Origin of the sequence: Pseudomonas fakonensis (assembly GCF_019139895.1) — a bacterium.
Taxonomy (GTDB): Bacteria; Pseudomonadota; Gammaproteobacteria; order Pseudomonadales; family Pseudomonadaceae; genus Aquipseudomonas; species Aquipseudomonas fakonensis.
This window is the reverse complement of the sequence record NZ_CP077076.1, coordinates 5,985,895-6,012,210: the sequence shown is the minus strand read 5'-3', so window position 1 is coordinate 6,012,210 and position 26,316 is coordinate 5,985,895. Positions and strand designations below refer to the sequence as shown.

General features: G+C 64.6%; 24 protein-coding genes and 1 pseudogene. 15 read left to right on the top strand and 10 right to left on the bottom strand.

Annotation, left to right across the window (positions count from 1 at the left end):
- Positions 1-5 precede the first annotated feature (5 nt).
- A complete protein-coding gene (coaBC, locus tag KSS94_RS26505) occupies positions 6-1,217 on the bottom strand; it encodes a bifunctional phosphopantothenoylcysteine decarboxylase/phosphopantothenate--cysteine ligase CoaBC (RefSeq protein WP_217840965.1) in 1,212 nt (403 codons plus the stop codon).
- Positions 1,218-1,348: 131 nt separating this feature from the next.
- Here coaBC and radC point away from each other — a divergent pair, with 131 nt between their 5' ends.
- Positions 1,349-2,029, top strand: coding sequence for a RadC family protein (gene radC, locus KSS94_RS26500; protein WP_217840964.1), 681 nt, complete (start codon positions 1,349-1,351; stop codon positions 2,027-2,029).
- A gap of 197 nt (positions 2,030-2,226) precedes the next feature.
- Here radC and KSS94_RS26495 read toward each other — a convergent pair whose 3' ends face one another.
- The gene (locus tag KSS94_RS26495; protein WP_217840963.1) at positions 2,227-3,816 is read right to left on the bottom strand and encodes an ABC transporter substrate-binding protein; all 1,590 of its coding nucleotides are present in this window, start codon (positions 3,814-3,816) and stop codon (positions 2,227-2,229) included.
- Between the two features lie 363 nt (positions 3,817-4,179).
- On the opposite strand from KSS94_RS26495, the gene rpmB reads away from it, so the two are divergent.
- Both rpmB and rpmG read left to right on the top strand, forming a co-directional pair.
- Positions 4,180-4,416 (top strand): 50S ribosomal protein L28, encoded by a 237-nt coding sequence (gene rpmB, locus KSS94_RS26490; RefSeq protein WP_054894119.1) that lies wholly within the window; start codon positions 4,180-4,182, stop codon positions 4,414-4,416.
- A gap of 11 nt (positions 4,417-4,427) precedes the next feature.
- Positions 4,428-4,583: a 50S ribosomal protein L33 gene (gene rpmG, locus KSS94_RS26485; protein ID WP_003253507.1), complete on the top strand. Its 156-nt coding sequence runs from the start codon at positions 4,428-4,430 to the stop codon at positions 4,581-4,583.
- Positions 4,584-4,657: 74 nt separating this feature from the next.
- On the opposite strand, the gene KSS94_RS26480 is transcribed toward rpmG, so the two are convergent.
- Both KSS94_RS26480 and KSS94_RS26475 read right to left on the bottom strand, forming a co-directional pair.
- Complete coding sequence (locus tag KSS94_RS26480) at positions 4,658-4,858, bottom strand: I78 family peptidase inhibitor (RefSeq protein WP_217840962.1); 201 nt, start codon at positions 4,856-4,858, stop codon at positions 4,658-4,660.
- Positions 4,859-4,938: 80 nt separating this feature from the next.
- Complete coding sequence (locus KSS94_RS26475) at positions 4,939-5,298, bottom strand: cupin domain-containing protein (protein WP_217840961.1); 360 nt, start codon at positions 5,296-5,298, stop codon at positions 4,939-4,941.
- 196 nt (positions 5,299-5,494) lie between these two features.
- On the opposite strand from KSS94_RS26475, the gene KSS94_RS26470 reads away from it, so the two are divergent.
- Positions 5,495-6,988: an aldehyde dehydrogenase gene (locus tag KSS94_RS26470; RefSeq protein WP_217840960.1), complete on the top strand. Its 1,494-nt coding sequence runs from the start codon at positions 5,495-5,497 to the stop codon at positions 6,986-6,988.
- A gap of 102 nt (positions 6,989-7,090) precedes the next feature.
- A complete protein-coding gene (locus KSS94_RS26465) occupies positions 7,091-8,239 on the top strand; it encodes an MFS transporter (RefSeq protein WP_217840959.1) in 1,149 nt (382 codons plus the stop codon).
- An 89-nt stretch (positions 8,240-8,328) separates the two neighbouring features.
- On the opposite strand, the gene KSS94_RS26460 is transcribed toward KSS94_RS26465, so the two are convergent.
- On the bottom strand, positions 8,329-9,885 hold the full coding sequence (locus KSS94_RS26460; protein ID WP_217840958.1) for a phospholipase D family protein: 1,557 nt from the start codon (positions 9,883-9,885) through the stop codon (positions 8,329-8,331).
- A 60-nt stretch (positions 9,886-9,945) separates the two neighbouring features.
- Positions 9,946-11,376 (bottom strand): aminotransferase-like domain-containing protein, encoded by a 1,431-nt coding sequence (locus KSS94_RS26455; protein WP_217840957.1) that lies wholly within the window; start codon positions 11,374-11,376, stop codon positions 9,946-9,948.
- A 177-nt stretch (positions 11,377-11,553) separates the two neighbouring features.
- On the opposite strand from KSS94_RS26455, the gene KSS94_RS26450 reads away from it, so the two are divergent.
- Positions 11,554-11,784: a DUF1127 domain-containing protein gene (locus tag KSS94_RS26450; RefSeq protein WP_217840956.1), complete on the top strand. Its 231-nt coding sequence runs from the start codon at positions 11,554-11,556 to the stop codon at positions 11,782-11,784.
- 270 nt (positions 11,785-12,054) lie between these two features.
- Here KSS94_RS26450 and KSS94_RS26445 read toward each other — a convergent pair whose 3' ends face one another.
- On the bottom strand, positions 12,055-13,347 hold the full coding sequence (locus tag KSS94_RS26445) for an NAD(P)/FAD-dependent oxidoreductase (protein WP_217840955.1): 1,293 nt from the start codon (positions 13,345-13,347) through the stop codon (positions 12,055-12,057).
- Between the two features lie 156 nt (positions 13,348-13,503).
- Between KSS94_RS26445 and KSS94_RS26440 the strand changes: the two genes are divergently transcribed.
- Positions 13,504-13,857 (top strand): YkgJ family cysteine cluster protein, encoded by a 354-nt coding sequence (locus tag KSS94_RS26440; RefSeq protein ID WP_217840954.1) that lies wholly within the window; start codon positions 13,504-13,506, stop codon positions 13,855-13,857.
- 118 nt (positions 13,858-13,975) lie between these two features.
- Here KSS94_RS26440 and dadR read toward each other — a convergent pair whose 3' ends face one another.
- On the bottom strand, positions 13,976-14,464 hold the full coding sequence (gene dadR, locus KSS94_RS26435) for a transcriptional regulator DadR (RefSeq protein WP_003258963.1): 489 nt from the start codon (positions 14,462-14,464) through the stop codon (positions 13,976-13,978).
- A gap of 155 nt (positions 14,465-14,619) precedes the next feature.
- On the opposite strand from dadR, the gene dadA reads away from it, so the two are divergent.
- From dadA to KSS94_RS26405, 7 genes and pseudogenes are all read left to right on the top strand, one after another.
- Positions 14,620-15,921 carry a D-amino acid dehydrogenase gene (gene dadA / locus KSS94_RS26430; protein WP_217840953.1) on the top strand — a complete coding sequence of 434 codons (1,302 nt, stop codon included), beginning with the start codon at positions 14,620-14,622 and terminating at the stop codon, positions 15,919-15,921.
- Positions 15,922-16,051: 130 nt separating this feature from the next.
- Positions 16,052-17,125: an alanine racemase gene (gene alr, locus KSS94_RS26425; protein WP_217840952.1), complete on the top strand. Its 1,074-nt coding sequence runs from the start codon at positions 16,052-16,054 to the stop codon at positions 17,123-17,125.
- Positions 17,126-17,234: 109 nt separating this feature from the next.
- Positions 17,235-17,783, top strand: coding sequence for a cupin domain-containing protein (locus KSS94_RS26420; RefSeq protein ID WP_039581939.1), 549 nt, complete (start codon positions 17,235-17,237; stop codon positions 17,781-17,783).
- A gap of 154 nt (positions 17,784-17,937) precedes the next feature.
- Complete coding sequence (locus KSS94_RS26415; RefSeq protein WP_217843677.1) at positions 17,938-18,342, top strand: c-type cytochrome; 405 nt, start codon at positions 17,938-17,940, stop codon at positions 18,340-18,342.
- A 239-nt stretch (positions 18,343-18,581) separates the two neighbouring features.
- Positions 18,582-18,869: pseudogene (locus KSS94_RS27320) on the top strand (RHS repeat-associated core domain-containing protein); the annotation flags it as partial.
- Positions 18,870-19,076: 207 nt separating this feature from the next.
- On the top strand, positions 19,077-19,451 hold the full coding sequence (locus KSS94_RS27315) for a hypothetical protein (protein WP_225935922.1): 375 nt from the start codon (positions 19,077-19,079) through the stop codon (positions 19,449-19,451).
- 178 nt (positions 19,452-19,629) lie between these two features.
- Positions 19,630-21,489, top strand: coding sequence for an acetyl-CoA hydrolase/transferase C-terminal domain-containing protein (locus tag KSS94_RS26405; protein WP_217840950.1), 1,860 nt, complete (start codon positions 19,630-19,632; stop codon positions 21,487-21,489).
- Positions 21,490-21,587: 98 nt separating this feature from the next.
- On the opposite strand, the gene KSS94_RS26400 is transcribed toward KSS94_RS26405, so the two are convergent.
- Both KSS94_RS26400 and rep read right to left on the bottom strand, forming a co-directional pair.
- Entirely contained in the window at positions 21,588-22,160 is a 573-nt protein-coding gene (locus KSS94_RS26400; protein WP_217840949.1) for a xanthine phosphoribosyltransferase, read from the bottom strand.
- A 63-nt stretch (positions 22,161-22,223) separates the two neighbouring features.
- On the bottom strand, positions 22,224-24,233 hold the full coding sequence (rep, locus tag KSS94_RS26395; RefSeq protein ID WP_217840948.1) for a DNA helicase Rep: 2,010 nt from the start codon (positions 24,231-24,233) through the stop codon (positions 22,224-22,226).
- Between the two features lie 300 nt (positions 24,234-24,533).
- On the opposite strand from rep, the gene KSS94_RS26390 reads away from it, so the two are divergent.
- Entirely contained in the window at positions 24,534-26,201 is a 1,668-nt protein-coding gene (locus KSS94_RS26390; protein ID WP_217840947.1) for a putative bifunctional diguanylate cyclase/phosphodiesterase, read from the top strand.
- The last annotated feature ends 115 nt before the right edge of the window (positions 26,202-26,316 follow it).

Genomic DNA, 26,316 nt, shown 5'->3' with positions numbered 1-26,316 from the left:
GTAACTTATTGAACCTGGTTGAGCCGTTCGGCGATGAAGGCAACCAGCTGGCGGGCGATCTTGCCCTTGCTGGTCTGCGCAAAGAGGGTCTGGTGCTGTTGGCGGTCGATCACGGTCAGGGCGTTTTCCTCGCTGTTGAAGCCGATGCTGGGGTTGGCCACATCATTGGCGACGATCAGGTCGAGGTTCTTGTCCTTGAGCTTGCGCGTGGCGTAGTCGAGCAGGTGCTCGGTCTCGGCGGCGAAGCCTACGCTGAACGGGCGGTCGGGTCGGCCGGCAATGGTCGCTAGGATATCGGGATTGCGCACCATCTGCAGCAGCATGCCGTCGCCGGTGGTGGGATCTTTCTTCAATTTTTGCGGGGCGACGACTTCCGGGCGGTAGTCCGCGACCGCAGCCGAGGCAATGAACAGGTCGCAGCCCATGGCCGCTTCGCAGGCTGCGAGCATGTCCCGCGCGCTGACCACGTCGATGCGGCTGACACGGTCGGGGGTGGGTAGGTGCACGGGGCCAGTGACCAGGGTCACCCGGGCCCCGGCTTCGGCGGCGGCTTCCGCCAGGGCGAAGCCCATCTTCCCTGAACTATGGTTGGTGATGTAGCGCACCGGGTCGATGTTTTCTTGCGTGGGGCCGGCGGTGATCAGCACGTGCTTGCCGGTAAGGGCCTCGCGCTTGAAGCTTTCGGCGGCGCACCAGGCAAGGTCGGTGGCCTCGAGCATGCGGCCCAGGCCCACGTCGCCACAGGCCTGGCTGCCCGAGGCCGGGCCGAACACCTGGATGCCACGGCGCTTGAGCAGGTCGAGGTTGTCCTGGGTGGCCGGGTCGCGCCACATGGCCTGGTTCATTGCCGGGGCCACCGCCACGGTGGCGTCGGTGGCCAGTACCAGGGTGGTCAGCAGGTCATCGGCCATGCCCTGGGCCAGGCGCGCCATCAGGTCGGCGGTGGCCGGGGCGATCAGTACCAGGTCGGCCCATTTGGCCAGTTCGATGTGGCCCATGGCCGCTTCGGCGGCGGGGTCGAGCAAGTCCATGTGCACGGGGTGGCCGGACAGCGCCTGCAGGGTGAGCGGGGTGATGAATTCGGCACCGCCGCGGGTCATGACCACGCGCACCTGCGCGCCGTGTTCCAGGAGTCGGCGAATCAGCTCGGCGCTCTTGTAGGCGGCAATGCCGCCACCCACGCCGAGAACGATGCGCTTGCGATACAGCCGCTGCATAGGCTTGCCTTTATCCAGTGAAAGCGGGCGGCGACGTTCACAACTGCCTGCGGCAGAACGTCGCATTTTCGAAGCGAACTAGATTAACACAGCGGTCAAATTCGCCGCAGTACCACGCAAGGAGGGGGTGGATGAACATCAGGGAGTGGCCGCTCGAGGAGCGGCCGAGGGAGAAACTGTTGCTGCGTGGGGCGGGCAGCTTGTCCGATGCCGAGCTGCTGGCGGTGTTTCTTGGTTCGGGGGTAAAGGGCCGTAGCGTGCTGGACCTGGCGCGCGGGCTGCTGGTGAGGTTCGGCGGCTTGCGCCAGGTGCTCGAGGCCGACCGGCAGGCCTTTGTCGGCGAGCTGGGGCTGGGGCCGGTACGTTACAGCCAGCTGCAAGCCTTGCTGGAGATCGGCCGCCGGCACCTGGCCACGTCCATCGAGCGCGAGTCGGCCATGGACAGCCCGCAGGCCGTGCGCCGTTACCTGAAAGCCATGTTGCGGCACGAGGCCAGTGAGGTGTTTGGTTGCCTGTTCCTCGACACCAAGCACCGGCCGCTGGCGTTCGAGATCCTGTTCCGCGGCACCATCGACCGGGCCAGCATCTACCCGCGTGAAGTAGTGCGCCGGGCGTTGCTGCACAACGCGGCGGCGCTGATCCTGTGCCACAACCACCCGTCAGGCAATTGCGAGCCGAGCCAGGATGACGTGCACCTGACCCAGGTGCTCAAGCGTTCGCTGGCGCTGATCGATGTGCGGGTGATGGACCATGTGATCGTCGGCGACGGCGAGCCGCTGTCGATGGTCGAGCGGGGGTGGTTGGCAGGGTAGAGCTGTACGGCGGGTACAGCGCAGGATTTGATACTAGCGCCATCCCTGTAGGAGCCGGCTTGCCGGCGATGAGGCCACTACAGGCAGTTGAATCTCCCACAGGATTGCACAGAGCCTGAATCTGGCGCTGCACCTGTGGGAGCGGGTTTATCGGAATGCCGAACCACCGCGATAAGGCCGCTGCAGGTTGCCGATAATCAGCGCCCCACCGACACCTTGCTGAAATCCAACCGCCCGAACGGGCTGGCCTGGTACCCCTGCACATCCTGGCGCAACAGCGTCGCGGCGGTCGGGTGCGCCAGCGGTACCCACAGCGCCTGCTGCTGGATCAACGTCTGCGCCTGCTGGTACAGCCGGCTGCGCACGCTCTGGTCGTTGGTGGTACGCCCAGCGTTGATCAGCTGGTCCAGGCGGTTGTCGCAGAAGCGCGCGAAGTTGGTCCCGGACTGCACCGCCGCGCAAGAAAACTGCGGGCTGAGGAAGTTGTCCGGGTCGCCGTTGTCGCCGGCCCAGCCCATGAACAGCAAATCATGTTCGCCCGCTTTTGCCCGGCGGATCAGTTCACCCCATTCGATGGTGCGGATCTCGGCCTTGATGCCGATCTTGGCAAGGTCCGCCTGCAGCATCTGCGCGCCCAGCGCCGGGTTGGGGTTGAGCAGGCTGCCCGACGGGCGGGTCCAGATGGTCGTTTCGAAGCCTTTGGCAAGGCCAGCCTTGTTCAGCAGCGCCTTGGCCTTCTTCTGGTCCATGGCGTAGCCCGGCAGGTCCTTGGCGTAGCTCCAGGTGTTCGGCGGGTAGGGGCCATTGGCGGCGGTGGCGGTGTCTTCGAACACGGCCTTGATGTAGGCCTGCTTGTCGAAGGCCAGGTTGATCGCCTGGCGTACCTCGGGTTTGTCCAGCGGCGGGTGCTGGCTGTTGATGGCGACGAACGCGGTCATGAACGCAGGCGTTGTTGCCACCTTGAGGTTGCCGTCCTTGCCGGCCTCGGCCACATCCAGCGGCTTGGGCGACAGCGCCACCTGGCATTCGCCGCGCTTGAGCTTTTGCAGGCGCACGTTGGCGTCGGTGGTGATGGCGAAGATCAGCGGGTCGACCGCGGGCTTACCGGCGAAGTAGTCAGGGTTGGCGCGGTAGCGCACCACAGCGTCCTTCTGGAAGCGCTGGAACACGAACGGGCCGGTACCGATCGGCTGGCTGTTGAGCTTCTCCGGGGTGCCGGCCTTGAGCAGCTTGTCGGCGTATTCGGCCGAGTAGATCGAAGCGAAGCCCATGCTCAGGGTGGCCAGGAAGGTGGCGTCCGGGTGGGTCAGAGTGAAGCGCACGGTGTGCGGCTCGGGGGCGTCGATCGACTTGATCAGGCTGCCCAGTTGCAGCGACTGGGCGTGCGGGTAGCCGCCAGGGGCGGTCTTGTGCCAGGCGTGGGCGGGGTAGAGCATGCGCTGGAAGCTGAACAGCACGTCATCGGCATCCAGCTCGCGGCTGGGCTTGAAGTACGCCGTGCTGTGGAACTTCACGTCTTTACGCAGCTGGAAGTCGTAGATCAGCCCGTCCGGCGATACGCTCCAGCGCTCGGCCAGGCTCGGTACCACCTTGCCCTGCTGGGCGTCGAACTCGACCAGGCGGTTCATCAGCACGTCGGCCGAGGCGTTGGTGGTGGTCAGCGAGTTGTACTGCACCACGTCGAAGCCTTCGGGGCTGGCTTCGGTGCACACCGACAGCGGCGCAGCCTGGGCCAGGCCGGTGGCGCACAGCGCGGTGAATAACAAGGAAAGGGCGGCGACACGCATGGTGGCTCCTTGGCTGGTCAGATGGCCCATCTGCCGGTGCAGTCTGGAAATGGCCCTACCCTAGTGTGCGTAACAGCAAATGACCACCTTCTTTTTCAGGTGCTTGGCGACGAGCGGTCGACAGCGCGGCGAGCGAGTCGCTATGCTGCTCGGCCGCGATTGGCAGTACGTGGATGCTCACTTTCTGTTGTTGCGGCGTAGTCTTTCTGGTATAAAGCAGCGCTCTTTTCTAGGGGCTCGGCCTGTCGCATCAGCGGATCCGGTCGATAAGACCTCCAGAATCACGGCGCCTGGCGCCAAAGACTGAGAGATTAAGCGGCCAACCCATGCCGGGTTGGGCATGTGGTTTTAGAGGGCTGAGTCATGTCGAGAGTCTGTCAAGTTACTGGTAAGGGTCCAGTAACCGGGAACAACATTTCCCACGCAAACAACAAAACCCGTCGTCGTTTCCTGCCGAACCTGCAGCACCACCGTTTCTGGGTTGAATCCGAGAACCGTTTCGTGCGTCTGCGTGTATCCGCCAAAGGCATGCGCATCATCGACAAGCGCGGCATCGACGCCGTTCTGGTTGACATCCGCAAAGCTGGCGCCAAGGTTTAAGGGAGAACATCATGCGTGAATTGATCCGTCTGGTTTCGAGTGCCGGTACCGGCCACTTCTACACCACCGACAAGAACAAGCGCACCACCCCGGACAAAATCGAGATCAAGAAATACGATCCGGTTGTTCGCAAGCACGTGGTGTACAAGGAAGCCAAGATCAAGTAATTGATCGGCAACCTGAAAAAAACCCGCAACCGAAAGGTCGCGGGTTTTTTTATGCCTGAAGTCGACGGTCGGCTTCAGCTGAAGTGCAGGCCAAGGATGCGCTGCTCATCGACGATGATGTGGATACGCTGCGCGTTGAAGTCGTGGGTGTGCATATCCCCTGGGCCCAGCACCAGCGCACGGCCGCTCATTTCCTGGATGTAGGCCCGCACGCTTGGAACGTAGCGAGTGCCGTTGAGGTGTTTCAGTTCATCGATGATCTGGTCGTTGGTCATGGTGTTCACCTTTTCAGGAATGGCCCGATATTGGGCCGCGCCATCCTTGCGCGCAGCTCCATGACCCATGCGTTACATAGCTACTTCTGCTCGAACAGCACATAGATCTTGCGGCACGGCTCCAGCACCTCCCAGGTGCCCTTGAAGCCCGCCGGGATGACGAAGCGGTCGCCAACGCGCAAGGTCTTGGCATTGCCGTCCTGGTCACGCAGCACCGAAACACCCTGCACGATCTCGCAGTACTCATGCTCGGTGTAGTTCACCGTCCACTGCCCCACCTCACCTTCCCACACGCCCGCGGCAAACTGCCCGCAAGGGCTGGAGTAATGGTTGTAGACAGCCTGGTCCGGCTCGCCCTTGAGGATTTTCTCGGCGGCCGGGCGGTAGCGTTCGGCCTCGGTAAGCACCTGGGCGAAGTCGACGATGCTGGCAATGCTCATGCTGGATACCCTGTGATTGTTTAATAAAATGAACATCAGTAGGCGTTTAGGCCTCGAGTGTCAAATATATTGATAGTTTGGCTGGCCTGGTTTAGGGTGTCGGATGCCGGTGTGCGTGCGTCGCCCGGCCAGAATTTCTGACAGCGCCCGTGAATCCTCAGTGCGGTGCTGCACTTTGACAAGAGAGGAGTTTCCTATGACCACCCTGACTCGTGCGGACTGGGAACAGCGTGCCCAGCAACTGAAGATCGAAGGCCGCGCCTTCATCAACGGCGAATACACCGATGCCGCATCCGGTGAAACCTTCGACTGCCTGAGCCCGGTGGACGGACGCTTCCTGGCCAAGGTTGCCAGCTGTGACCTGGCCGACGCCAACCACGCTGTCGACAATGCCCGAGCGGTGTTCGAATCCGGCGTCTGGTCGCGCCTGGCCCCGGCCAAGCGCAAGGCTACCCTGATCCGCTTCGCAGACTTGCTGCGCAAGAACGTCGAAGAGCTGGCCCTGCTGGAAACCCTCGACATGGGCAAGCCGATCGGCGACTCGTCGAGCATCGACATCCCGGGTGCAGCCAACGCTATTCACTGGACCGCCGAAGCCATCGACAAGGTCTACGACGAAGTTGCCCCCACCCCGCACGACCAGCTCGGCCTGGTTACCCGCGAGCCGGTGGGCGTGGTCGGTGCCATCGTACCCTGGAACTTCCCGCTGCTGATGGCCTGCTGGAAGCTGGGCCCGGCCCTGGCCACCGGTAACTCCATCGTCCTCAAACCGTCGGAAAAGTCCCCGCTGACCGCCATCCGCATCGCCCAACTGGCCATCGAGGCCGGCATCCCGAAAGGCGTGCTGAACGTGCTGCCAGGCTACGGCCACACCGTGGGCAAGGCCCTGGCCCTGCACATGGACGTCGACACCCTGGTGTTCACCGGCTCCACCAAGATCGCCAAGCAGCTGATGGTGTACGCGGGCGAGTCGAACATGAAGCGCGTGTGGCTGGAAGCCGGCGGCAAGAGCCCGAACATCGTCTTCGCCGACGCTCCGGACCTGCAAGCGGCCGCCGAAGCTGCTGCCAGCGCCATCGCCTTCAACCAGGGCGAGGTCTGCACTGCCGGTTCCCGCCTGCTGGTGGAGCGCTCGATCAAGGACAAGTTCCTGCCCATGGTGGTCGAGGCCTTGAAGGGCTGGAAGCCAGGCAACCCGCTGGACCCGCAAACCACCGTCGGCGCGCTGGTCGACACCCAGCAGATGAATACCGTGCTGTCGTACATCGACGCCGGCCACCAGGACGGCGCCAAGCTGCTGGCCGGTGGCAAGCGCACCCTCGAAGAGACCGGCGGCACCTATGTCGAGCCGACCATCTTCGACGGCGTGACCAACGCCATGCGCATCGCCAAGGAAGAGATCTTCGGCCCGGTGCTGTCGGTAATCACCTTCGACACCGCCGAAGAAGCCGTGGCCATTGCCAACGACACCCCGTACGGCCTGGCGGCCGGCATCTGGACCTCGGACATCTCCAAGGCCCACAAGACCGCCCGCGCCGTGCGTGCCGGCAGCGTCTGGGTCAACCAGTACGATGGCGGCGACATGACCGCCCCGTTCGGTGGCTTCAAGCAGTCGGGCAACGGCCGCGACAAGTCGCTGCACGCCCTGGAGAAGTACACCGAGCTGAAGGCGACCTGGATCAAGCTGTAATCCGGTAACGCCTTTTCGCGGGGCAAGCCCGCTCCCACACGCCCGTGGGAGCGGGCTTGCCCCGCGATGCTTTCTGCCTGACTTTTTTGCCCGGAGGCTTTCATGCGTTGGGGAACCTACTTTGCCGTACTGGCGTCGGTGCTCAGTGTCGGGCTCGCGCTCGGCGTGAGCATGCCGCTGGTGTCCCTGCGCCTGGAGGGCTGGGGCTTTGGCGGGTTCGCCATCGGCGTCATGGCCGCGATGCCGGCGGTCGGCGTGCTGATCGGTGCCAGCCTGGCCAGCCGCCTGGCCGGCTGGGTCGGGGTACCCATGGCCATGCGCCTGTGCCTGTGGGGCGGGGCATTGTCGATCGGGTTGGTGGCGCTGTTGCCCAGCTACCCGCTGTGGCTGGCGCTGCGCCTGCTGATCGGCATGTCGTTGACGGTGGTGTTCATCCTTGGCGAAAGCTGGATCAACCAGTTGGTGGTCGAGCACTGGCGCGGCCGCCTGGTGGCCTTGTACGGCAGCAGCTACGCGCTCAGCCAGCTGGCCGGGCCACTGGTGCTGGGTTTTCTCGGGTCGGACGACGACTTCGGCTTCTGGGCCGCCACCGGCATTCTGCTGCTGGCACCCCTGATACTGCTGGGCCGCGGCGGCGCGCCGACCACCGAGGCCTGCAGCGTCACCCTGGGCGACCTGGTGGGCTTTTGCCGGCGCCTGCCGGTGATCGCCTGGGCCATTGCCCTGTTCGCTGCCTTCGAGGCGATGATTCTCACCCTGCTGCCGGTGTACTGCCTGCAGCAGGGCTTCACCACCGAACTTGCGCTGTTCATGGTCAGCACCGTGGTGGTGGGCGATGCGGTGCTGCAGTTGCCCATCGGCGCGCTGGCCGACCGCATGTCGCGGCGCGCGCTGTTCAGCGGCTGTGCCTTGACCTTGATGGTGTCCAGCCTGGCCATTCCGTTGTTGCTGCACACACCGGTGATCTGGCCGTTGTGGGTGCTGTTCGGCGCCAGTGCCGGCGGGCTGTTCACCCTGTCGCTGGTGCTGATCGGCGAGCGTTATCGGGATGATGCGCTGGTACGGGCCAATGCCCATGTGGCGCAATTGTGGGGCATCGGCTGCCTGATCGGGCCTTTGCTGGCCGGGGCTGGCAGCCAGTGGATCAGCGGGCATGCCTTGCCGTTGCTGATGGCCGCGGGGGCGGCGGGGCTGGTGCTGCTGACCCGGCGCAAGGATGCTTTCGAGCCGGAACCAGCCAGCCCCCTGTAGGAGCCGGCTTGCCGGCGATCACCTGCGCAGCAGGTGCCATGCAAACCTGTGAGGCCCAATCGCCGGCAAGCCGGCTACAGGGCTAGGCGCTACAACATTTTCTCCAGCCCCACCGCCTTGCTCACCCAGGCATTGAATCGCCGCCACCAGCCACCCGGCTCGGTCAGCAGCACATGCCGCTGGCCGTTGTCCTCGGTCACCCACACCATCTTCCCGTCCACCAGCTGCGGCTGGTAGCTCAGCGCCGGGGCCATGCCCTGCAGCGCCAGTTCGCGGGTGTACTCAGCCAGCTCCGGGCTGTCCACCAGTACCCCCACCTCGGTGTTCCACAGCACCGAGCGCGGGTCGAAGTTGAACGAGCCGATGAAGGTCTTGTGCCGGTCGAACACCATCGCCTTGCTGTGCAGGCTGGAGTCGGAGCTGCCGTGGAAGGTCAGCCCGCGCCGGGTAATCGCATCGCCCGGCTGGCGGCGCAGCTCGTACAGCTGCACGCCATGCTCCAGCAAGGCGCGCCGGTAGGGCGCGTAGCCGCCATGCACCGCTGGCACGTCAGTGGCTTCCAGCGAGTTGGTCAAGAGCTTCACTGAAGTGCCGGCGTCGGCGCGGCTGGTCAGGTACAGCAAGCCCGGCTGGCCCGGCACGAAGTAGGCCGACACCAAAATCAGCTCGCGGTGCACGCCGTTCAGCTCCGGTGCCAACTGGTGGCTCATCAGCAACTGCGGGTCGGGCTCGTCGTCGGCCAGCACCTTGCTTGGTGCATCCCACAGCGCCTGGCTGTGGGCCCAGATCAGCTCGTTGCGCCACACGTCCAGGCGCGGCTGGGTCTGGTAGGCCATCAGCCGCTCATAGGCCGCCTTGCGCTCGGTGCGCGCCCGGGCCAGCCAGGTTTCCAGGCGCTGGCGGCTGGCGTGCAGGTCGGCAGCGTCAGGCTGCCACCACAGGTAGTCGCTGATTGGCCGGCTCAGGGCGCTGTTCCAGTACTGGTCGAAGCTGTGCCCCAGCTGCTCGGCCACCGGCCCCACCCCCAGCAGGTCGATGTCGGTGAAGTTCAGGTTGGGCTCGGCATCGAAGTACTCGTCGCCCAGGTTGCGCCCGCCGACGATGGCCATGCTGTTGTCCACCAAAAACAGCTTGTTGTGCATGCGCCGGTGCTGGCGCGACAGGTTGAACAGCCGCCCGGCCGCGCGGGTGAAGCCGGTGCTGCGGCCCAGGTGCAGCGGGTTGAACACGCGGATCTGGATGTTCGGGTGGGCGGCGAGGGTGCCGATCAGGCTGTCCAGGCCGTCGCTGGCGGTGTCGTCCAGCAGCACCCGCACGCGCACCCCGCGGTCGGCGGCGCGCAGCAGTTCATGCACCAGGGCGCGGGTGCTCAGGCCGTCGTGGACGATGTAGTACTGCACATCGATGCTGGCCTGGGCGTTGCGGATCAGCTCGGCGCGGGCGCGGAACGCCTCGTTGCTGTTGGGCAGCAGGCGAAAGCCCGAGCGGCCCTCGTAGGGCGCGGCCTGGCGCTGCACCGAGCGGCCAAACGCCGAGTCGCTTGCGGGCAAGGCCTGGCTCACGTCACGGGGCGTGCTGACGCTGGCGCAGCCCGAAAGGCCAAGCGACAGCGCCAGCAGCAGGGGCAGAGTGCGCTGGAGTCTCAAGGGTGGAGCGTCCTGTGCAGCAAGGGCTTATGGGGTTGGACCGTGGCAGGCGGGGCAAAGTTACCCGGCAGATTGTTCCTGTTCCAGTAGACGAACGGCGGTTTGCCCCACCTTGCGCACGGCCTCCTCGATTTGCGGCGTCGGCCGCGCGGCGAAGTTCATGCGCAAGCAGTTGCGGTACTTGCCCGAGGCCGAAAAGATGCTGCCCACGGCAATCTGCACGCCCTGCTCCAGTAAAGCCCGGTTCAGGCGCAGCGTATCGAAACTTTCCGGCAGCTCCACCCACAGCATGAAGCCGCCCTGGGGCCGGCTGGCGCGGGTGCCCGGCGGAAAGTACCGGGCCACCCAGTCGCACATCTGGTCGCGGCCGCGCTGGTACTGGCTGCGCATACGTCGCAGGTGCGGCTGGTAGTGGCCGTCGGCGATGAAGTCGGCAATCGCCAGTTGCGGCTGGCAGGCGGTGCTGCCGGTGCTGATGTACTTCATGTGCAGCACCCGCTCCAGGTAGCGCCCCGGCGCCACCCAGCCGACCCGCAGGCCAGGGGCCAGGGTCTTGGAGAACGAGCTGCACAGCAGCACGCGGCCATCGTCATCGAACGACTTCACCGTGCTTGGGCGCGGGTAGGTGTAGGCCAGGTCGCCGTACACATCGTCTTCCAGAATCGCCACGTCGTAGCGCTGGGCCAGGGTCAGCAGGGCCTTCTTGCGTGCCTCGGGCATGATGTAGCCGAGCGGGTTGTTGCAGTTGGGTGTGATCTGGATGAGCTTGATCGGCCACTGTTCCAGGGCCAGCTCGAGGGCTTCGAGGCTGATGCCGGTGATCGGGTCGGTGGGGATCTCCAGGGCCTTCATCCCTAAGCCCTTGAGGGTCTGCATGGCGCCGTGGAAGCTCGGCGAGTCCACCGCGACGATATCGCCGGGCTGGCACACTGCACGGATGCTGCACGACAGCGCCTCGTGGCAGCCGGTGGTCACCACCAGGTCGGCCGGGCCCAGGCGGCAGCCGGAGTCGAGCATCAGCCGGGCGATCTGCTCGCGCATCTGTAGGTTGCCGTGAATGTTGTCGTAATACAGCCCGGGCATGTCCATGCGCCGGCTGATCTGCGCCAGGCTGCGCAATAGCGGCTTGAGGGTCGGGCTGTCGACGTCAGGCATGCCGCGCCCGAGCTGGATCACATCGCGCTGCGGGGTGCTGCGCACCAGCTCCAGCACCTGCTCCCACTGGGAGATATCCACAGGCCGCTGGGCCGGCCGGCTGATGTCCGGCAGTGCCGGCAGTTGGCGGTCTTCGGCGACGAAATAGCCGGATTTGGGCCTGGGCGACACCAGGCCGTTGTCCTCCAGCATGCGGTAGGCCTGCTGCACGGTGCTCAGGCTGACGCCGTGCTCGACGCTCAGCGCCCGCACCGACGGCAGACGCTGCCCGGGGCGGTACAGGCCCTGCTCGATGCGCGATCCGAGCAGTTCTGCCAGGTTGAGGTAGAGAGTCACGGCATACTCCGGGGGTTTTGTAGGAAGTGACCAATACAGATCGTAGGAAAATACTCCATTCAGCCCACTTTTCGCCAATTCTGTATGGAGATAATAAACAGCGGTTGAATCTGTATTGCAAAAGGCTTCAAAGCGCAAGCTGTCCCCACAGTATCAACCAAGTGGGAGTACGCAGAGATGGGCAGCTTGAGCGATGTGCGTGTGCAACTGTTGGCCAAGGAACTGGAGGCCGGGCAACGAACCAGAATCTACGACCCGCTGGCCAACCTCAGCCGCTGGGGCCTCATGCTGCATCGCTGGCGCACCCGCAAGGCGCTGCTTGAGCTGGATGCACGCCAGCTGCGCGATATCGGCCTGAGCTGGGAGCAGGCGCGGGAGGAGGGCTGCAAGCCGTTCTGGCGCGAGTGACGGGGTCTCATGGAACAAACTACAACTCATTGATTTAACACGGTCCCCGTGGGAAGCGGCCTCGCCGGGGCGCCGTCCGGTCGAGATGGGGCGCGAAGCGGCCCCAAGGCCTCGGCCTCATGCAAAATCGCCGGGGCTGCTGCGCAGCCCATCTCGACCGGACGGCGCCCCGGCAAGGCCGCTTCCCACAGGGGCCGCAGTGCATGTGTGAGATTAGTTCTCTGTGCGACAGCGCAGCCCGAAAGAACTGGGTAATCTCCTACAGGGGCCTCACATCAATTCCTTGAGCCGATACCACAACATCCCCAATGCCAGCACCGGCGAGCGCAGCAGCTTGCCACCCGGGAAGGTCGGGTGCGGCACCTTGGCGAACAGGTCGAAGCGCCCGCCGTGCTGCCCGCAAATCGCCTCGCCCAGCAGCCGCCCGGCCAGGTGGGTGGCGTTCAGCCCGTGGCCGGAATAGGCCTGGGCGTAATACACGTTGGGCTGGCTGGCCAGCCGGCCGATCTGCGGCAGGCGGTTGGCGCCGATGCCGATCATGCCGCCCCACTGGTAGTCGATGCGCACATCTGCAAGCTGGGGGAACACCTTGAGCATCTTCGGGCGCATGTACGCGGCGATATCCCTGGGGTCGCGCCCGGAGTAATGGCAAGCACCGCCGAACAGCAGGCGCCCGTCGGCCGACAGCCGGTAGTAATCCAGCGCCACGCGCTGGTCGCACACCGCCATGTTCTGCGGCAACAACTGGCGTGCGCGTTCCTCGCCCAGCGGCTCGGTGGCGATGATGTAGCTGCCGGCGGGCAGCACCTTGCCGCCCAGCTCGCGGTTGAGGTCGTTATGGTAGGCGTTGCAGCACAGCACCAGGGTGTTGGCGCGCACTTGGCCCTGGGCGGTGTGCACCTTCACCTGCGCGCCGTAGTCGATGCGGGTGACCTCGGACTGCTCGAACAGGCGCACCCCCAAACGAGCAGCGGCAGCGGCCTCACCGAGGGCCAGGTTGAGCGGGTGCAGGTGGCCCGAGCCCATGTCGACCAGGCCACCGACGTACTGGTCAGAGCCGACCACGCTGTGCATATCGTCCTTGGTCACCAAGCGCAATTCGTGGCGGTAGCCCAGGCTGCGCAGGGCGTCGGCCTCTTCGGCGAAGCCTCTGAGTTCGTCGGGCTTGTTGGCCAGGTCGCAGTAGCCCCAGGTCAGGTCGCAGGCGATGGCGTGGCGTTCGATGCGTTCGCGGACGATCTCCACCGCCTCCAGGCCCATGAGTTTCATGGCCCGCACGCCGTCCTCGCCGATCACCGGCAGAAACTGCTCAAGGCCATGGCCGACGCCGCGAATCAGTTGCCCGCCGTTGCGCCCGCTGGCGCCCCAGCCAAGCTTGCGCGCCTCCAGCAAAATCACCGACAGGCCGCGCTCGGCCAGCTCGATGGAGGTGTTCAGCCCTGAATAGCCGCCGCCGACGATGCACACATCGGCGCTGTGCTCGCCCTGCAGGAAGGCGTGGTCTGGGTGTGGCGCGCTGCTGGCGGCGTAGTAGGAGGCGGCGTGCTGCGCGCTGTGAACCATGGGGCGATTCCTGGGTGTGGGGCGGGGAAGGGGAGGATAGGCAACTGGCCTCATCGCCGGCAAGCCGGCTCCTACAGTGATCGCGCAACCTGTAGGAGCCGGCTTGCCGGCGATTGGCCCTATAATCCAGCTACTATCTTTGTTTTGTACTCAGCCATGCCCTGCAACCGCCACAAGATCCACTTCCTGCGTGAACTCATCCCCTCGTTCGAGTGCGAGCCCGGCTGCCACGACTGCTGCGGCCCGGTCACCACCTCGTCCGAAGAGATGGCCCGCCTGCCGCGCAAGAGCCAGGCCGAACAGGACGCGGCCCTGGAACACCTGAACTGCGTACACCTGGGCCCCAACGGCTGCACCGTCTACGAAGAACGCCCGATGATCTGCCGGTTGTTCGGCACCACCCCGCGCCTGGCCTGCCCCCGTGGCCGCGGCCCGGCGCAGCCGATCGACCCGGGGGCCGAACAGCTGGTGCATCAGTTCATCGCTACTACCCGCCAAGTGCTGGTCTGAACCCGCCGTACCCATTCGCAATTGCCGGGGCCGCTTCGCGCCCCATTCGCGGCACAAGGCCGCTCCTACAGGAAACCGCGGTCGCCTGTAGGAGCGGCCTTGCGCCGCGAAAGCGCCCTCAATCCGGAATCGGCAGGCAAAGGCTCTCTTTCACCTCTTCCATCACGATGTAGCTCTTCGACTCGCGCACGTGCGGCAGCTTCAGCAGGATGTCGCCGAGCAGCTTGCGGTACGACGCCATCTCCGAAATACGCGCCTTCACCAGGTAGTCGAAGTCACCCGACACCAGGTGGCACTCCAGCACGTGGGGCAGCTTGAGCACCGCGCGGCGGAACTCCTCGAAGGTGTCGCCCGACTTGTAGTCCAGGCTGATCTCGACAAACACCAGCAGGCTGCCCTTGAGGTGCTGCGGGTTCAGCCGGGCGTTGTAGCCCATGATGATCCCCTCGCGTTCCAGGCGGCGCACGCGTTCGGTACACGGGGTGGTCGACAGCCCGACTTTCTCGCCCAGTTCGGTGAACGAGATACGGCCGTCATTCTGCAGGATCCGCAGGATGTTGCGGTCGATCTTGTCCAGTTCACGCTTGCTCTGGTGCTGGGTTCTCATAGGGGATGCCGCTCCGTCAAAGGCGTTTTTGCCGAGAATTCTCGCCAAATATAGGCCTTTATATAGTGAATTGCACTGGGCTCGGATTCATATACTGCGCGCATCCATGCCATTTCAACAAAAGACTGCGGTGCGCCGCGTGCGAGGGATAAACAATGCGAGTTCTGGTACTTGGTAGCGGTGTGATCGGAACCGCCAGTGCCTATTACCTGGCCCGGCAAGGTTTCGAAGTGACGGTGGTCGACCGCCAGCCGGCGGTGGCCATGGAAACCAGTTTTGCCAACGCCGGCCAGATCTCGCCGGGCTATGCCTCGCCCTGGGCCGCCCCGGGCGTGCCGCTCAAAGCCATCAAGTGGCTGCTGGAGCGCCACGCGCCTTTGGCCATCAAGCTGACTGGCGACGTCGACCAGTACCTGTGGATGGCGCAGATGCTGCGCAACTGCACCGCCAGCCGCTATGCGGTGAACAAGGAGCGCATGGTGCGCCTGTCCGAGTACAGCCGCGACTGCCTCGACGAGCTGCGCGCCGAAACCGGCATCGCTTACGAAGCCCGCACCCTGGGCACCACCCAGCTGTTCCGCACCCAGGCCCAGGTGGACGCCGCGGCCAAGGACATCGCCGTGCTGGAGCAGTCCGGTGTGCCTTACGAGCTGCTCGACCGCGACGCCATTGCCCGCGTGGAGCCGGCCCTGGCGGGTGTCAAAGGCATCCTTGCCGGCGCCCTGCGCCTGCCCAACGACCAGACCGGCGACTGCCAGCTGTTCACCACCAAGCTGGCGGAGCTGGCGATCAAGGCAGGCGTCGAGTTTCGCTTTGGCCAGGACATCCAGCGCCTGGACTTTGCCGGCGACCGCATCAACGGTGTGTGGGTCGACGGCAAGCTGGAAACCGCCGACCGCTACGTGCTGGCCCTGGGCAGCTACTCGCCGCAGATGCTCAAGCCGCTGGGCATCAAGGCGCCGGTGTACCCGCTCAAGGGCTACTCGCTGACCGTACCGATCACCGATGCCGCCATGGCGCCGACCTCGACCATTCTCGACGAAACCTACAAGGTCGCCATCACCCGTTTCGACAACCGCATCCGCGTCGGCGGCATGGCCGAAATCGCAGGTTTCGACCTGTCGCTGAACCCGCGCCGGCGTGAAACGCTGGAGATGATCGTCAACGACCTTTATCCTCGCGGCGGCGACCTGAGCCAGGCCGACTTCTGGACCGGCTTGCGCCCGGCCACCCCCGACGGCACCCCGATCGTCGGCGCCACCCGGTACCGCAACCTGTTCCTCAACACCGGCCACGGCACCCTGGGCTGGACCATGGCCTGCGGCTCCGGCCGCCTGCTGGCGGACCTGATCGCACGCAAGAAGCCGCAGATCAGCGCCGCAGGCCTGGATATTTCCCGCTACGGCAACGAACCGGAAGTCGCCAAGCAGGGTCATACGGCGCCTGCCCACCAGTAAGCAGGCACCTGTACCGGCCCTTTCGCGGCTAAAGCCGCTCCCACAGCAAGCGCGACCCCTGTGGGAGCGGCTTTAGCCGCGAAGAAGCAAACAGCGTTTTCAACCTGAACCACCATAAGGCAAAGCCGCCATGCGCCCCGCCCGCGCCCTGATCGACCTCCAGGCCCTGCGCCACAACTACCGCCTTGCCCGTGAACTGACCGGCGCCAAGGCCCTTGCCGTGGTCAAGGCCGACGCATACGGCCATGGCGCGGTGCGCTGCGCCCTGGCTCTGGAACCCGAAGCCGACGGCTTTGCCGTGGCCTGCATCGAGGAAGCGCTGGAACTGCGCGCAGCCGGCATCAAGGCCCCGGTGCTGCTGCTCGAAGGCTTTTTCGAGGCCAGCGAGCTGGCGCTGATCGCCGAGCACGACCTGTGGTGCGTGGTGCACTCGCCGTGGCAGCTCGAGGCGATCGAAAAGACCCCAGTGCGCAAGCCGCTGACCCTGTGGCTGAAGATGGACACCGGCATGCACCGCGTCGGCATCCACCCCAAGGACTACCACGACGCCTACCAGCGCCTGCTGGCCAGCGGCAAGGTCGCGCGCATCGTGCTGATGAGCCACTTTGCCCGCGCCGACGAGCTGGACGCCGCCGCCACCGAGCAGCAGGTAGCCGTGTTCGAGGCCGCCCGTGAGGGCCTGAAGGCCGAATGCAGCCTGCGCAACTCGCCGGCGGTGCTGGGCTGGCCGAGTATTCAGAGTGATTGGGTGCGCCCGGGCATCATGCTCTATGGCGCCAGCCCGTTCGAGGCCGAACAGGCCCAGGCCAGCCGCCTGCAACCGGTGATGACCCTGCAATCGCGGGTCATCAGCGTGCGCGAACTGCCTGCCGGCGAGCCGGTGGGTTATGGTGCCAAGTTCATCAGCCCGCGCCCCACCCGGGTGGGCGTGGTCGCCATGGGCTACGCCGACGGCTACCCGCGCCAGGCGCCTACCGGCACCCCGGTGGTGGTGGCCGGCAAGCGTGCCCAACTGATCGGCCGGGTGTCGATGGACATGCTCTGCATCGACCTCACCGAGGTGCCCGAAGCCACCGTCGGCAGCCCGGTGGAGCTGTGGGGCAAGCAGGTGCTGGCCAGCGACGTGGCGCAGCAGGCCGGGACCATTCCGTACCAGATCTTCTGCAACCTGAAGCGCGTGCCGCGGGACTATATCGGCGAATAACGCCGCGAAGCGGACAGGCTGTGGGGCGGTGTGTTGTAAATACTGAACGGCATTGCCATCATATCGTTCACACTTTCCCCCACCTCGACCGTTTCTGGAGGCGCACGCTTTGGACGTCGGTGAACGACTGCAAGCCATCCGCAAGCTCAAGGGCCTGTCCCAGCGCGAACTCGCCAAACGCGCCGGGGTGACCAACAGCACCATCTCGATGATCGAGAAGAACAGCGTGAGCCCGTCCATCAGCTCCCTGCGCAAGGTGCTCAGCGGTATCCCCATGTCCATGGTCGAGTTCTTCTCGGTGGAACTGGCGCCCGAAAGCCCCACGCAGATCGTCTACAAGGCCCACGAGCTGATTGACATCTCCGACGGCGCCGTGACCATGAAGCTGGTCGGCAAGTCGCACCCCAACCGCGCCATCGCCTTTCTCAACGAGGTCTACCCGCCCGGCGCCGACACCGGTGAAGAAATGCTCACCCACGATGGCGAAGAAACCGGCATTTTGCTCGAAGGCCGCCTGGAACTGGTGGTCGGCACCGAGACCTTCCTGCTCGAAGCTGGCGACAGCTACTACTTCGAAAGCACCCGCCCGCACCGTTTTCGCAACCCGTTTGACGAGCCGGCACGCCTGATTAGCGCGGCTACCCCATCGAACTTTTGATCCAGCGCAGTGCATTGATTCGCCAATACCCTTTCGCCAAGTAGGGTCGTTTCACGCCTTCCGGGTTCCCGCTATACTTTTCAACGCTCGCAATTCCGTGGCCGCGGGCGTGATTAGCCACCATGAGGGTGTTCGCGTGAACCAAATCAAGAAGATGCTGGCCGTACCAGCAGCCGTATTCGCCCTATGGGCAATCAGCGCAACCGCTGCGACCAACGACGACCTCGCCAAGCGCCTCGAGCCGGTCGGCCAGGTGTGCGTGCAGGGCCAGGAGTGCAAGGGCATGGAAGTGGCAGCCTCGGCCGGCGGCGGCGGTGCCAAGACCCCTGACGAGATCATCGCCAAGCACTGCAACGCCTGCCATGGCAGCGGCCTTCTGGGCGCGCCGAAGATCGGCGACACCGCGGCCTGGAAAGAACGCGCCGACCACCAGGGCGGCCTGGACGGCATCCTGGCCAAGGCCATTACCGGCCTCAACGCCATGCCGCCGAAGGGCACCTGCGCGGATTGCTCGGATGATGACCTGAAGGGTGCGATCAAGAAGATGTCCGGGCTGTGAGATACAACTGAGTTGCATGAGGCCCGCCATTATTGGCGGGCTTTGTCTTTGTGAGGCCAGCACTGTCAAGTCAGGCCCGACATGCCCTTCGTGTAGCCGCCAGCTTGCCGACGGTCAGGCATGAAGAACTAGCATTTCTACTAGTTTATTTTTCAGGACCTCTATCGAACAATGAATGTCCTGATGACGAAGGGCAATTACCGATGACCTCGCGAATAGTGGATAACGACAGCTCCAAGCAGCGTTTGGGCAGTCAATCTGTACCGAGGCGCGGCCCCCCTCGGTTTCTAGGTTACTCGCCCTATGGCTATTGTCCGCGCCTCCAGAGCATCCTCGGTTTCAATGGTGAACACCCGGACCCTGTTACAGGGTACTACCCATTGGGTAATGGCTACCGAGCGTTCAGCCCATCATTGATGCGTTTCATTTGCCCTGACAGGATGAGCCCCTTCGCAGCAGGCGGGTTGAATGCGTACGCCTACTGTCAAGGCGATCCCGTTAACTTCCAAGATCCCACCGGCGAGATGCGATTTGCCGGGCCGAGCCAATGGCGGCCTCCTGCCGGGCCGATGCGATGGCGGCCTCCTGCCGGGCCGATGCGGTGGCGGCCTCCTGCCGGGCCGATGCGATGGCGGCCCCCTGCTATGTCGAGCCAACGGAGGGTTTTCAAGCCGCTCCCCGGCCATTTGAATGGCCACAAATTGATAGGATTTCATGGTAGTAGCAGTAAGCATATGGATACGTTGAAGCAAGGGCCGCAAGCGAGCTTTCAACAGCGCAGTATGTATGGGGGTGAGTTTTATGCTACGCCTATATCAAAATTGGCTCGTGATTATGCAAAAGAATTCAACGTAGATGGCTCGAGGTATTTAGGGCCTTACACGGTTGGTGGTGTATCTAAACCCTCATATGGGAAGGTGTATGGGGTGTATGCAAAAAATACTGAATCTTGGGTGGAGAATGTGGATTATTCCTATCAGAGAGAGGGTGGAGTTATAGTCTTTAAGGAGTCGATTTTTGGAGATATCAAGATACATAATCAAATAAATGGTACGGTATATGACATTCGTACAGGTGAAGCTTATGTGTTTCGCCCGTATGTCCGTTAGACGCAGCCAGATCATCGGCGTCCATCGTGCTTGAATGAGCCCATAGTCGCGGTAGGCGTTATTCGAGGTCGAGACGACGGGCGCCAACCTGTTCAGATTCCTTGAATCTGGTTTGGAGCAACCAACCCGTTAGAGGCCAGTCTAAACCCTGAACCCAAGGACGACTCAGGAGGCCCCCATGCATCTGTGCTCCATCGACCTGGCCGTCGAACAGGCCCTGTCGCGCCTGCCCGCCCATATCCACATGGGCCTGCCCCTGGGCCTGGGCAAACCCAATGCCTTCGTCAACGCGCTGTACGCGCGCATTCGCGAGCTGCCCGAGCGCAGGCTGACGATCTACACCGCCCTGTCCCTCGGCCGCCCGCCGCTGGGCGACGGCCTGCAACGGCGCTTTCTGGCACCCTTCATCGAGCGTGTGTTCGCCGACTACGAAGAACTCACCTACCTCGCCGACCTGCGCGCCAACAGGCTGCCGGCCAACATTCGCGTCGAGCAGTTCTTCATGCAGCCCGGCAACCTGCTGCACAGCGAGGCCGCGCAGCAGGGCTACGTCAGCAGCAACTACAGCCACGCCGCCCGCGACATCAACGCCAAGGGCCTGAACCTGGTGGCGCAGTTGGTTGCGGCCAGCCCCGAGCGCCCCGGCCACCTGAGCCTGGCCTGCAATCCCGACATCACCCTCGATTTGCTGCCGATGATCGAAAAGCGCCGCGCAGCCGGCGAAACCATCCTGCTGCTCGGCCAGGTGCACAGCGAGCTGCCGTACATGCCGGGTGATTCAGAGCTGGCCATCGACGACTTCGACCTGCTGATCGACAGCCCCGAGCAGCGCCGCCTGTTCAGCACCCCGAACATGCCGGTGTCCACCCAGGACCATTGCATCGGCCTGCACGCCAGCACCCTGGTGCGTGACGGCGGCACCTTGCAGATCGGCATCGGTGCCATGGGCGACGCCGTGGCAGCCGCGTTGCTGGCGCGCCAGGGCGACAACGAGGGTTACCGGGCGCTGCTCGCCGAGCTGGATTGCGCCCCGTGGCAGGCGCTGATCGAGCGCGAAGGCGGCCTGGATGCCTTCGCCCAAGGTCTGTACGGCTGCAGCGAAATGTTCGTCAATGGCCTGCTGGCCCTGGCCGAGGCCGGCGTGGTGCGGCGCCCGGCAGACGAGCAGGGCGTGCTGGTGCATGGCGGCTTCTTTCTGGGCCCGCAGGCGTTCTACCAGCGCCTGCGCGACATGCCGCTGACGCAGCGCGCACAGTTCGCCATGACCCGCATCAGCTTCATCAACGAGCTGTATGGCCAGGAGGGGCTGAAGCGCCGCCAGCGCCGCGACGCGCGCTTCGTCAACACGGTGTTCGGCATGACCCTGCTTGGCGCCGGGGTTGCCGACCAGCTGGAAGACGGCCGTGTGCTCAGCGGCGTGGGCGGACAGTACAACTTCGTCGCCCAGGGCCATGCCCTGGACGGTGCAAGGTCGATCCTGTTGCTGCGCAGCTGGCGCGAGGCGGGTGGGGAGGTCAGCTCCAACCTGTACTGGGCCTACGGCCACTGCACCATCCCGCGGCATTTGCGCGACATCGTCATCACCGAATACGGCATTGCCGACCTGCGCGGGCAGACCGACAGCGAATGCATCGCGCGGCTGCTGGCGATCAGTGATTCACGTTTTCAGGGCGAGCTGATGGCGCAAGCCAAGGCAGCCGGCAAGCTGGCGAAGGGTTTCGAGCTGGATGAGCGCTACCGCGACAATACCGCCGAGCGCCTGGAGGCGGTCCGCACGCGGCATGCGCGGCTGTTCCCGGAGTACCCGCTGGGCAGCGATTTCACCGTTGAGGAGCGCGACCTGTTGCGGGCCCTGAACTGGCTCAAGAGCAAGTTCAAGCTGAGCGAGGTGCTGGAGCTGGGCAAGGCGGCACTGGAGGCGCCTGGGCCTGAAGGGTATGAGGCGCACCTGGTGCGCATGCAACTGGACCGGCCGAAGGGGCTGAAGGAGGAGCTGTACCAGCGGTTGTTGCTGGCGGGGTTGCAGGCTACCCAGTGAATACGCGGCCGCGTTGCGGCCACATCGCCGGCAAGCCGGCTCCTACACTGATCTCTGTAGGAGCCGGCTTGCCGGCGATGACGCCGGTACAGGCAGCATCACTCGATGAAGGTCACCACACCACCTTCCAGCGACTTGACCCGGGCCAGCGATTCAACGCGGTAACCCTGGCTGTCCAGCTCGGCACGGCCGCCCTGGAACGACTTCTCGATGACGATACCCAGGCCCGCCACGGTGGCGCCGGCCTGCTTGATGATCGAGATCAGCGCCTGGGACGCCTTGCCGTTGGCCAGGAAGTCGTCGATCACCAGCACGCGGTCGCTGCTGTTGAGGTGGCGCGGCGAAATGGCCACGGTGTTTTCGGTCTGCTTGGTGAAGGAGTACACCTTGGCGGTCAGCAGGTTCTCGGTCAGGGTCAGCGACTGGTGCTTGCGCGCGAAGATCACCGGCACGCCCAGCTTCAGGCCCGCCATCACCGCCGGGGCAATCCCCGAGGCTTCGATGGTGACGATCTTGGTCACACCGGAGTCGGCGAACAGGCGGGCGAATTCGTCACCGATCAGCTGCATCAGCGCAGGGTCGATCTGGTGGTTGAGAAACGCGTCGACTTTCAGAACCTGATCGGAAAGCACGATGCCTTCTTCGCGAATTTTCTGCTGCAGTGCTTCCACTGTGTATCTCCGATGTAACAAAGGTGGCCGCATCAAAGCGGCAACGTTAAGAGTAAGGGTTGATCAGCGTTTGAGCATTGCCCGAATATCGGCCAGGGCGTTGTTGCCCCGGGCGGCTTTCACTTCCACGGGCGCATCGTCCAGGCCTTCCCAAGCCAGGTCGTCCGGCGGCAGCTCGTCGAGGAAGCGGCTTGGCGTGCAGTCGATGATCTCACCGTACTGCTTGCGCTTGGCGGCAAAGGTGAAGGCCAGGGTCTGGCGCGCGCGGGTGATGCCCACGTAGGCCAGGCGGCGTTCCTCTTCGATGGTGTCGGCCTCGATGCTCGAGCGGTGGGGGAGGATCTCCTCCTCCATGCCCATGATGAACACGTAAGGGAACTCCAGGCCCTTGGAGGCGTGCAGGGTCATCATCTGCACGCCCTCGGCGTTTTCTTCCTCTTCCTGCTGGCGCTCGAGCATGTCGCGCAGTACCAGCTTGCCGATGGCATCCTCGATGGTCATCTCACCCTCTTCGTCCTTCTCGAGGGTGTTCTTCAGCGCTTCGACCAGGAACCAGACGTTGCTGATACGGAACTCGGCCGCCTTGTCGCTGGCGGTCTGCTGGCGAATCCAGTTTTCGTAGTCGATGTCGCGGATCATTTCGTGCAGCGCGGCGATCGGGTCTTCCAGGGCGACCTTGTGGCGCACCCCGTCCAGCCAGTGCTTGAAGCGCTGCAGGCGTTCGGTGTAGCGGGCGTCCAGGTGCTCGCCCAGGCCCATCTCGTCGCTGGCGGCGTACATCGAGATGCCGCGCTCGGTGGAGTAGTTGCCGAGTTTTTCCAGGGTGGTCGAGCCGATTTCGCGGCGCGGCACGTTGATCACCCGCAGGTAGGCGTTATCGTCGTCCGGGTTCACCAGCAGGCGCAGGTAGGCCATCAGGTCCTTCACTTCCTGGCGGCCGAAGAAGCTGTTGCCGCCCGACAGGCGATACGGCACCTGGTGGTGCTGCAGCTTCAGCTCGATCAACTTGGCCTGGTAGTTGCCCCGGTAGAGGATGGCGAAGTCGCTGTACGGGCGGTTGGTGCGCAGGTGCAGGGTGAGGATTTCCATGGCCACGCGCTCGGCCTCGGCTTCCTCGTTCTTGCAACGGATCACGCGGATCTCGTCGCCCACGCCCATCTCGCTCCACAGCTGCTTTTCGAAGGCGTGGGGGTTGTTGGCAATCAGCACGTTGGCGCAGCGCAGGATGCGGCTGGTGGAGCGGTAGTTCTGCTCCAGCATGACGATCTTCAGGGAGGGGTAGTCCTCCTTGAGCAGCATCAGGTTCTCTGGGCGCGCGCCGCGCCAGGCGTAGATCGACTGGTCGTCGTCGCCCACCACGGTGAACTGGTGGCGCATGCCGATCAGCATCTTCACCAGCAGGTACTGGCTGGCGTTGGTGTCCTGGTATTCGTCCACCAGCAGGTAGCGCACGCGGTTCTGCCAGCGCTCCAGCACGTCGGGGTGTTCCTGGAACAGTTTGACCGGCTGCAGGATCAAATCGTCGAAGTCCACCGCGTTGAACGCCTTGAGCGTGCGCTGGTAGTGGGTGTAGACGATGGCGGCGGTCTGTTCGCGCGGGTTGCGTGCTTTTTCCAGTGCCTCGGGCGGCAGGATCAGGTCGTTCTTCCAGGCACCGATCATGTTCTTGATCTCGTCGATGCCGTCGTCGCCTGAGTATTCCTTCTGCATGATGTCCGACAGCAACGCCTTGATGTCGGACTCGTCGAAGATCGAGAAGCCCGGCTTGTAGCCCAGGCGCTCGTGCTCCTTGCGGATGATGTTCAACCCCAGGTTGTGGAAGGTGCACACCGTCAGGCCTCGGCCCTCGCCCGGGCGCAGCAGGGTGGCGACCCGCTCCTTCATTTCGCGCGCGGCCTTGTTGGTGAAGGTCATCGCGACGATGTACTGGGCACGGATGCCGCAGTTCTGGATCAGGTGGGCAATCTTGCGCGTGATCACGCTGGTCTTGCCGGAGCCTGCACCAGCGAGCACCAAAAGAGGGCCGCCGACGTAGTCACGGGCTTCCTGTTGCCGGGGGTTGAGTCGGGACATGCTAGAAACCGGGGGTCGCCAGAAAATAGCCGCGCATTCTAGCAGGCATGAGGGGCTTGTGGCGTGACCGTCTGACGCGAGAGTCAAGCTTTTTGCCCGATTGCCACGGCTTGCAGGCAATGTCCGTGCAAATCGCCGAAATCCCGTTTGCTGCCCGCGCCGCTTTCGAGCAGGATGCACGTCAAAATGCGTCGGGTAGCCGCCACGGAAGGTTTGCGACTAAAAGTGAAAATCATTTTCATTTGTTGCGGTAGGATAGCCCGCGCCCGTCGATACACCGCCCACGCCTAAGGAGCCCGCTTGTCCACGCCCGCCGAACCCCTGCGTTTGCTGCTGTTGGCCGATGAGCCCGAGTGGGCCGCGCGCCTGCGCGAGTGTTTGCAGCCGTTGGCGGGCAGCGCGGTGCTGTTGACCGCGCCGGACTGGGCGGCGGTCGACAGCCTGTTCGCCAACGACCGCCAGGCCGTGGTGCTGGCAACCCCGGCCTTGCAGCCGGCGCCCGGGCGCTGCGAGCTGCCGACCATCCTGCTGCTGGAGCAGGAGCCGGCCAGCGCGCCGGTGGGGGTCAGCGACTGGCTGGTGCTGGCGCAACTGACCAGCGACACCCTGCGCCGCTCGCTGCGCCACGTGCGCGAACGCGGCGTGCTGGTGGCCACCCTGCAGCGCCTGGCCGAACAGGACCCACTCACCGGCATCGCCAACCGCCAGGGCTTCCAGGCCCTGCTGAGCGCACGCCTGGCCGAGAACGACGGCCGTGGCGTGGCCCTGGGTCACCTGGACCTGGACAACTTCCGCCACGTCAACGACGCCCTTGGCCACCAGGGCGGCGACCGCCTGATCCTGCAGGTGGTGGCAAGGCTGCAGAAGCAGCTGGAGGCCGGCGACCAGCTGGCGCGCCTGGGCAGCGACGAGTTCGCCCTGCTGATCGACACCCGTCGCGACGCCAACCGCGCCGAGTGGCTGGCCGAACGCATCGTCGAGGCCCTGGCCGAAGCCTACTGGATCGACGGCGAAAGCCTGCTGCTGGGCTGCAGCCTGGGCCTGGCCCACGCCCGCGCCCAGGCCGGTGCCGACCCGTTGATGTGGCATGCGCACATCGCCATGCGCCAGGCCAAGGGCAGCCAGGGCTGCACCTTCCATGTGTTCAACGAGCGCATCAACCGCAACGCGCGCAGCCTCGCCGACCTGGAAAGCGAACTGCGCCGCGCCTTGCGCCGCGACGAGCTGGAGCTGCATTACCAGCCACGTTTGAACCTGGCCGATGGCCGCATCGTCGGCCTCGAAGCGCTGGTGCGCTGGAACCACCCCGAACGCGGCCTGCTGCCGCCCAGCGAGTTCGTGCCGCTGGCCGAGCAGAGCGGGCTGATCGTGCCGCTGGGCTACTGGGTGATCGCGCGCGCGTTGAAAGCCATGCAAGCCCTGCGCGAAAGCGGCCTGGCGCCGCTGCACATGGCAGTGAACCTGAGCTTTCGCCAGTTCCAGGACAGCCAGCTGCTGGCCACCCTGAGCCGCTTGATCGTCGAGCACGGGGTGGATGCGCGCTGGCTGGAGTTCGAGCTGACCGAAACCGCGGTGATGCGCCGCAACGAGCTGGTGCGCCAGACCATGGACGCCCTGGGCCGCCTGGGCGTGCGTTTTTCGCTGGACGATTTCGGCACCGGGTTCTCCTCGTTCGTGCACCTGAACAGCCTGCCGATCACCTTGCTCAAGGTCGACCGCAGCTTCGTCGGCGGCATGGAGCAGCGTGAAGAGAACCGCAAGCTGGTGCACGCGATGATCAACCTGGCCCACAACCTCAACCTCGAAGTGGTCGCCGAGGGGGTCGAGAGCGAGGAGCAGATGGCGCTGCTGCGCGGGTTTGGTTGCGATCAGGTGCAGGGCTTTCTGGTCAGCCGCCCGCTGCCGGTGGCCGAGTTGATCGAGTACTTATTGGAGGCCGCAAAGCCCCGCCTGGTAGAGAGCCTGTAGGAGCGGCCTTGTGCCGCGAAAGGGGTGCGCAGCGCCCCCCATGATCTATGCATCACGCTGATATCGCCGGGGCTGCTGCGCAGCCCTTTCGCGGCACAAGGCCGCTCCTACAAAG

Excerpts from the sequence above, each read along its gene's own strand:
- alr (WP_217840952.1), top strand. The coding sequence starts at position 16,052 with ATGCGCCCCGCCCGCGCCCTGATCGACCTCCAGGCCCTGCGCCACAAC.
- KSS94_RS27315 (WP_225935922.1), top strand. The coding sequence starts at position 19,077 with ATGGATACGTTGAAGCAAGGGCCGCAAGCGAGCTTTCAACAGCGCAGT.
- dadA (WP_217840953.1), top strand. The coding sequence starts at position 14,620 with ATGCGAGTTCTGGTACTTGGTAGCGGTGTGATCGGAACCGCCAGTGCC.
- KSS94_RS26450 (WP_217840956.1), top strand. The coding sequence starts at position 11,554 with ATGGGCAGCTTGAGCGATGTGCGTGTGCAACTGTTGGCCAAGGAACTG.
- KSS94_RS26470 (WP_217840960.1), top strand. The coding sequence starts at position 5,495 with ATGACCACCCTGACTCGTGCGGACTGGGAACAGCGTGCCCAGCAACTG.
- KSS94_RS26445 (WP_217840955.1), bottom strand. The coding sequence starts at position 13,347 with ATGGTTCACAGCGCGCAGCACGCCGCCTCCTACTACGCCGCCAGCAGC.
- dadR (WP_003258963.1), bottom strand. The coding sequence starts at position 14,464 with ATGAGAACCCAGCACCAGAGCAAGCGTGAACTGGACAAGATCGACCGC.
- coaBC (WP_217840965.1), bottom strand. The coding sequence starts at position 1,217 with ATGCAGCGGCTGTATCGCAAGCGCATCGTTCTCGGCGTGGGTGGCGGC.
- KSS94_RS26465 (WP_217840959.1), top strand. The coding sequence starts at position 7,091 with ATGCGTTGGGGAACCTACTTTGCCGTACTGGCGTCGGTGCTCAGTGTC.
- KSS94_RS26480 (WP_217840962.1), bottom strand. The coding sequence starts at position 4,858 with ATGACCAACGACCAGATCATCGATGAACTGAAACACCTCAACGGCACT.
- rpmG (WP_003253507.1), top strand. The coding sequence starts at position 4,428 with ATGCGTGAATTGATCCGTCTGGTTTCGAGTGCCGGTACCGGCCACTTC.
- KSS94_RS26440 (WP_217840954.1), top strand. The coding sequence starts at position 13,504 with ATGCCCTGCAACCGCCACAAGATCCACTTCCTGCGTGAACTCATCCCC.
- KSS94_RS26495 (WP_217840963.1), bottom strand. The coding sequence starts at position 3,816 with ATGCGTGTCGCCGCCCTTTCCTTGTTATTCACCGCGCTGTGCGCCACC.
- rep (WP_217840948.1), bottom strand. The coding sequence starts at position 24,233 with ATGTCCCGACTCAACCCCCGGCAACAGGAAGCCCGTGACTACGTCGGC.
- radC (WP_217840964.1), top strand. The coding sequence starts at position 1,349 with ATGAACATCAGGGAGTGGCCGCTCGAGGAGCGGCCGAGGGAGAAACTG.
- rpmB (WP_054894119.1), top strand. The coding sequence starts at position 4,180 with ATGTCGAGAGTCTGTCAAGTTACTGGTAAGGGTCCAGTAACCGGGAAC.
- KSS94_RS26415 (WP_217843677.1), top strand. The coding sequence starts at position 17,938 with ATGCTGGCCGTACCAGCAGCCGTATTCGCCCTATGGGCAATCAGCGCA.
- KSS94_RS26475 (WP_217840961.1), bottom strand. The coding sequence starts at position 5,298 with ATGAGCATTGCCAGCATCGTCGACTTCGCCCAGGTGCTTACCGAGGCC.
- KSS94_RS26405 (WP_217840950.1), top strand. The coding sequence starts at position 19,630 with ATGCATCTGTGCTCCATCGACCTGGCCGTCGAACAGGCCCTGTCGCGC.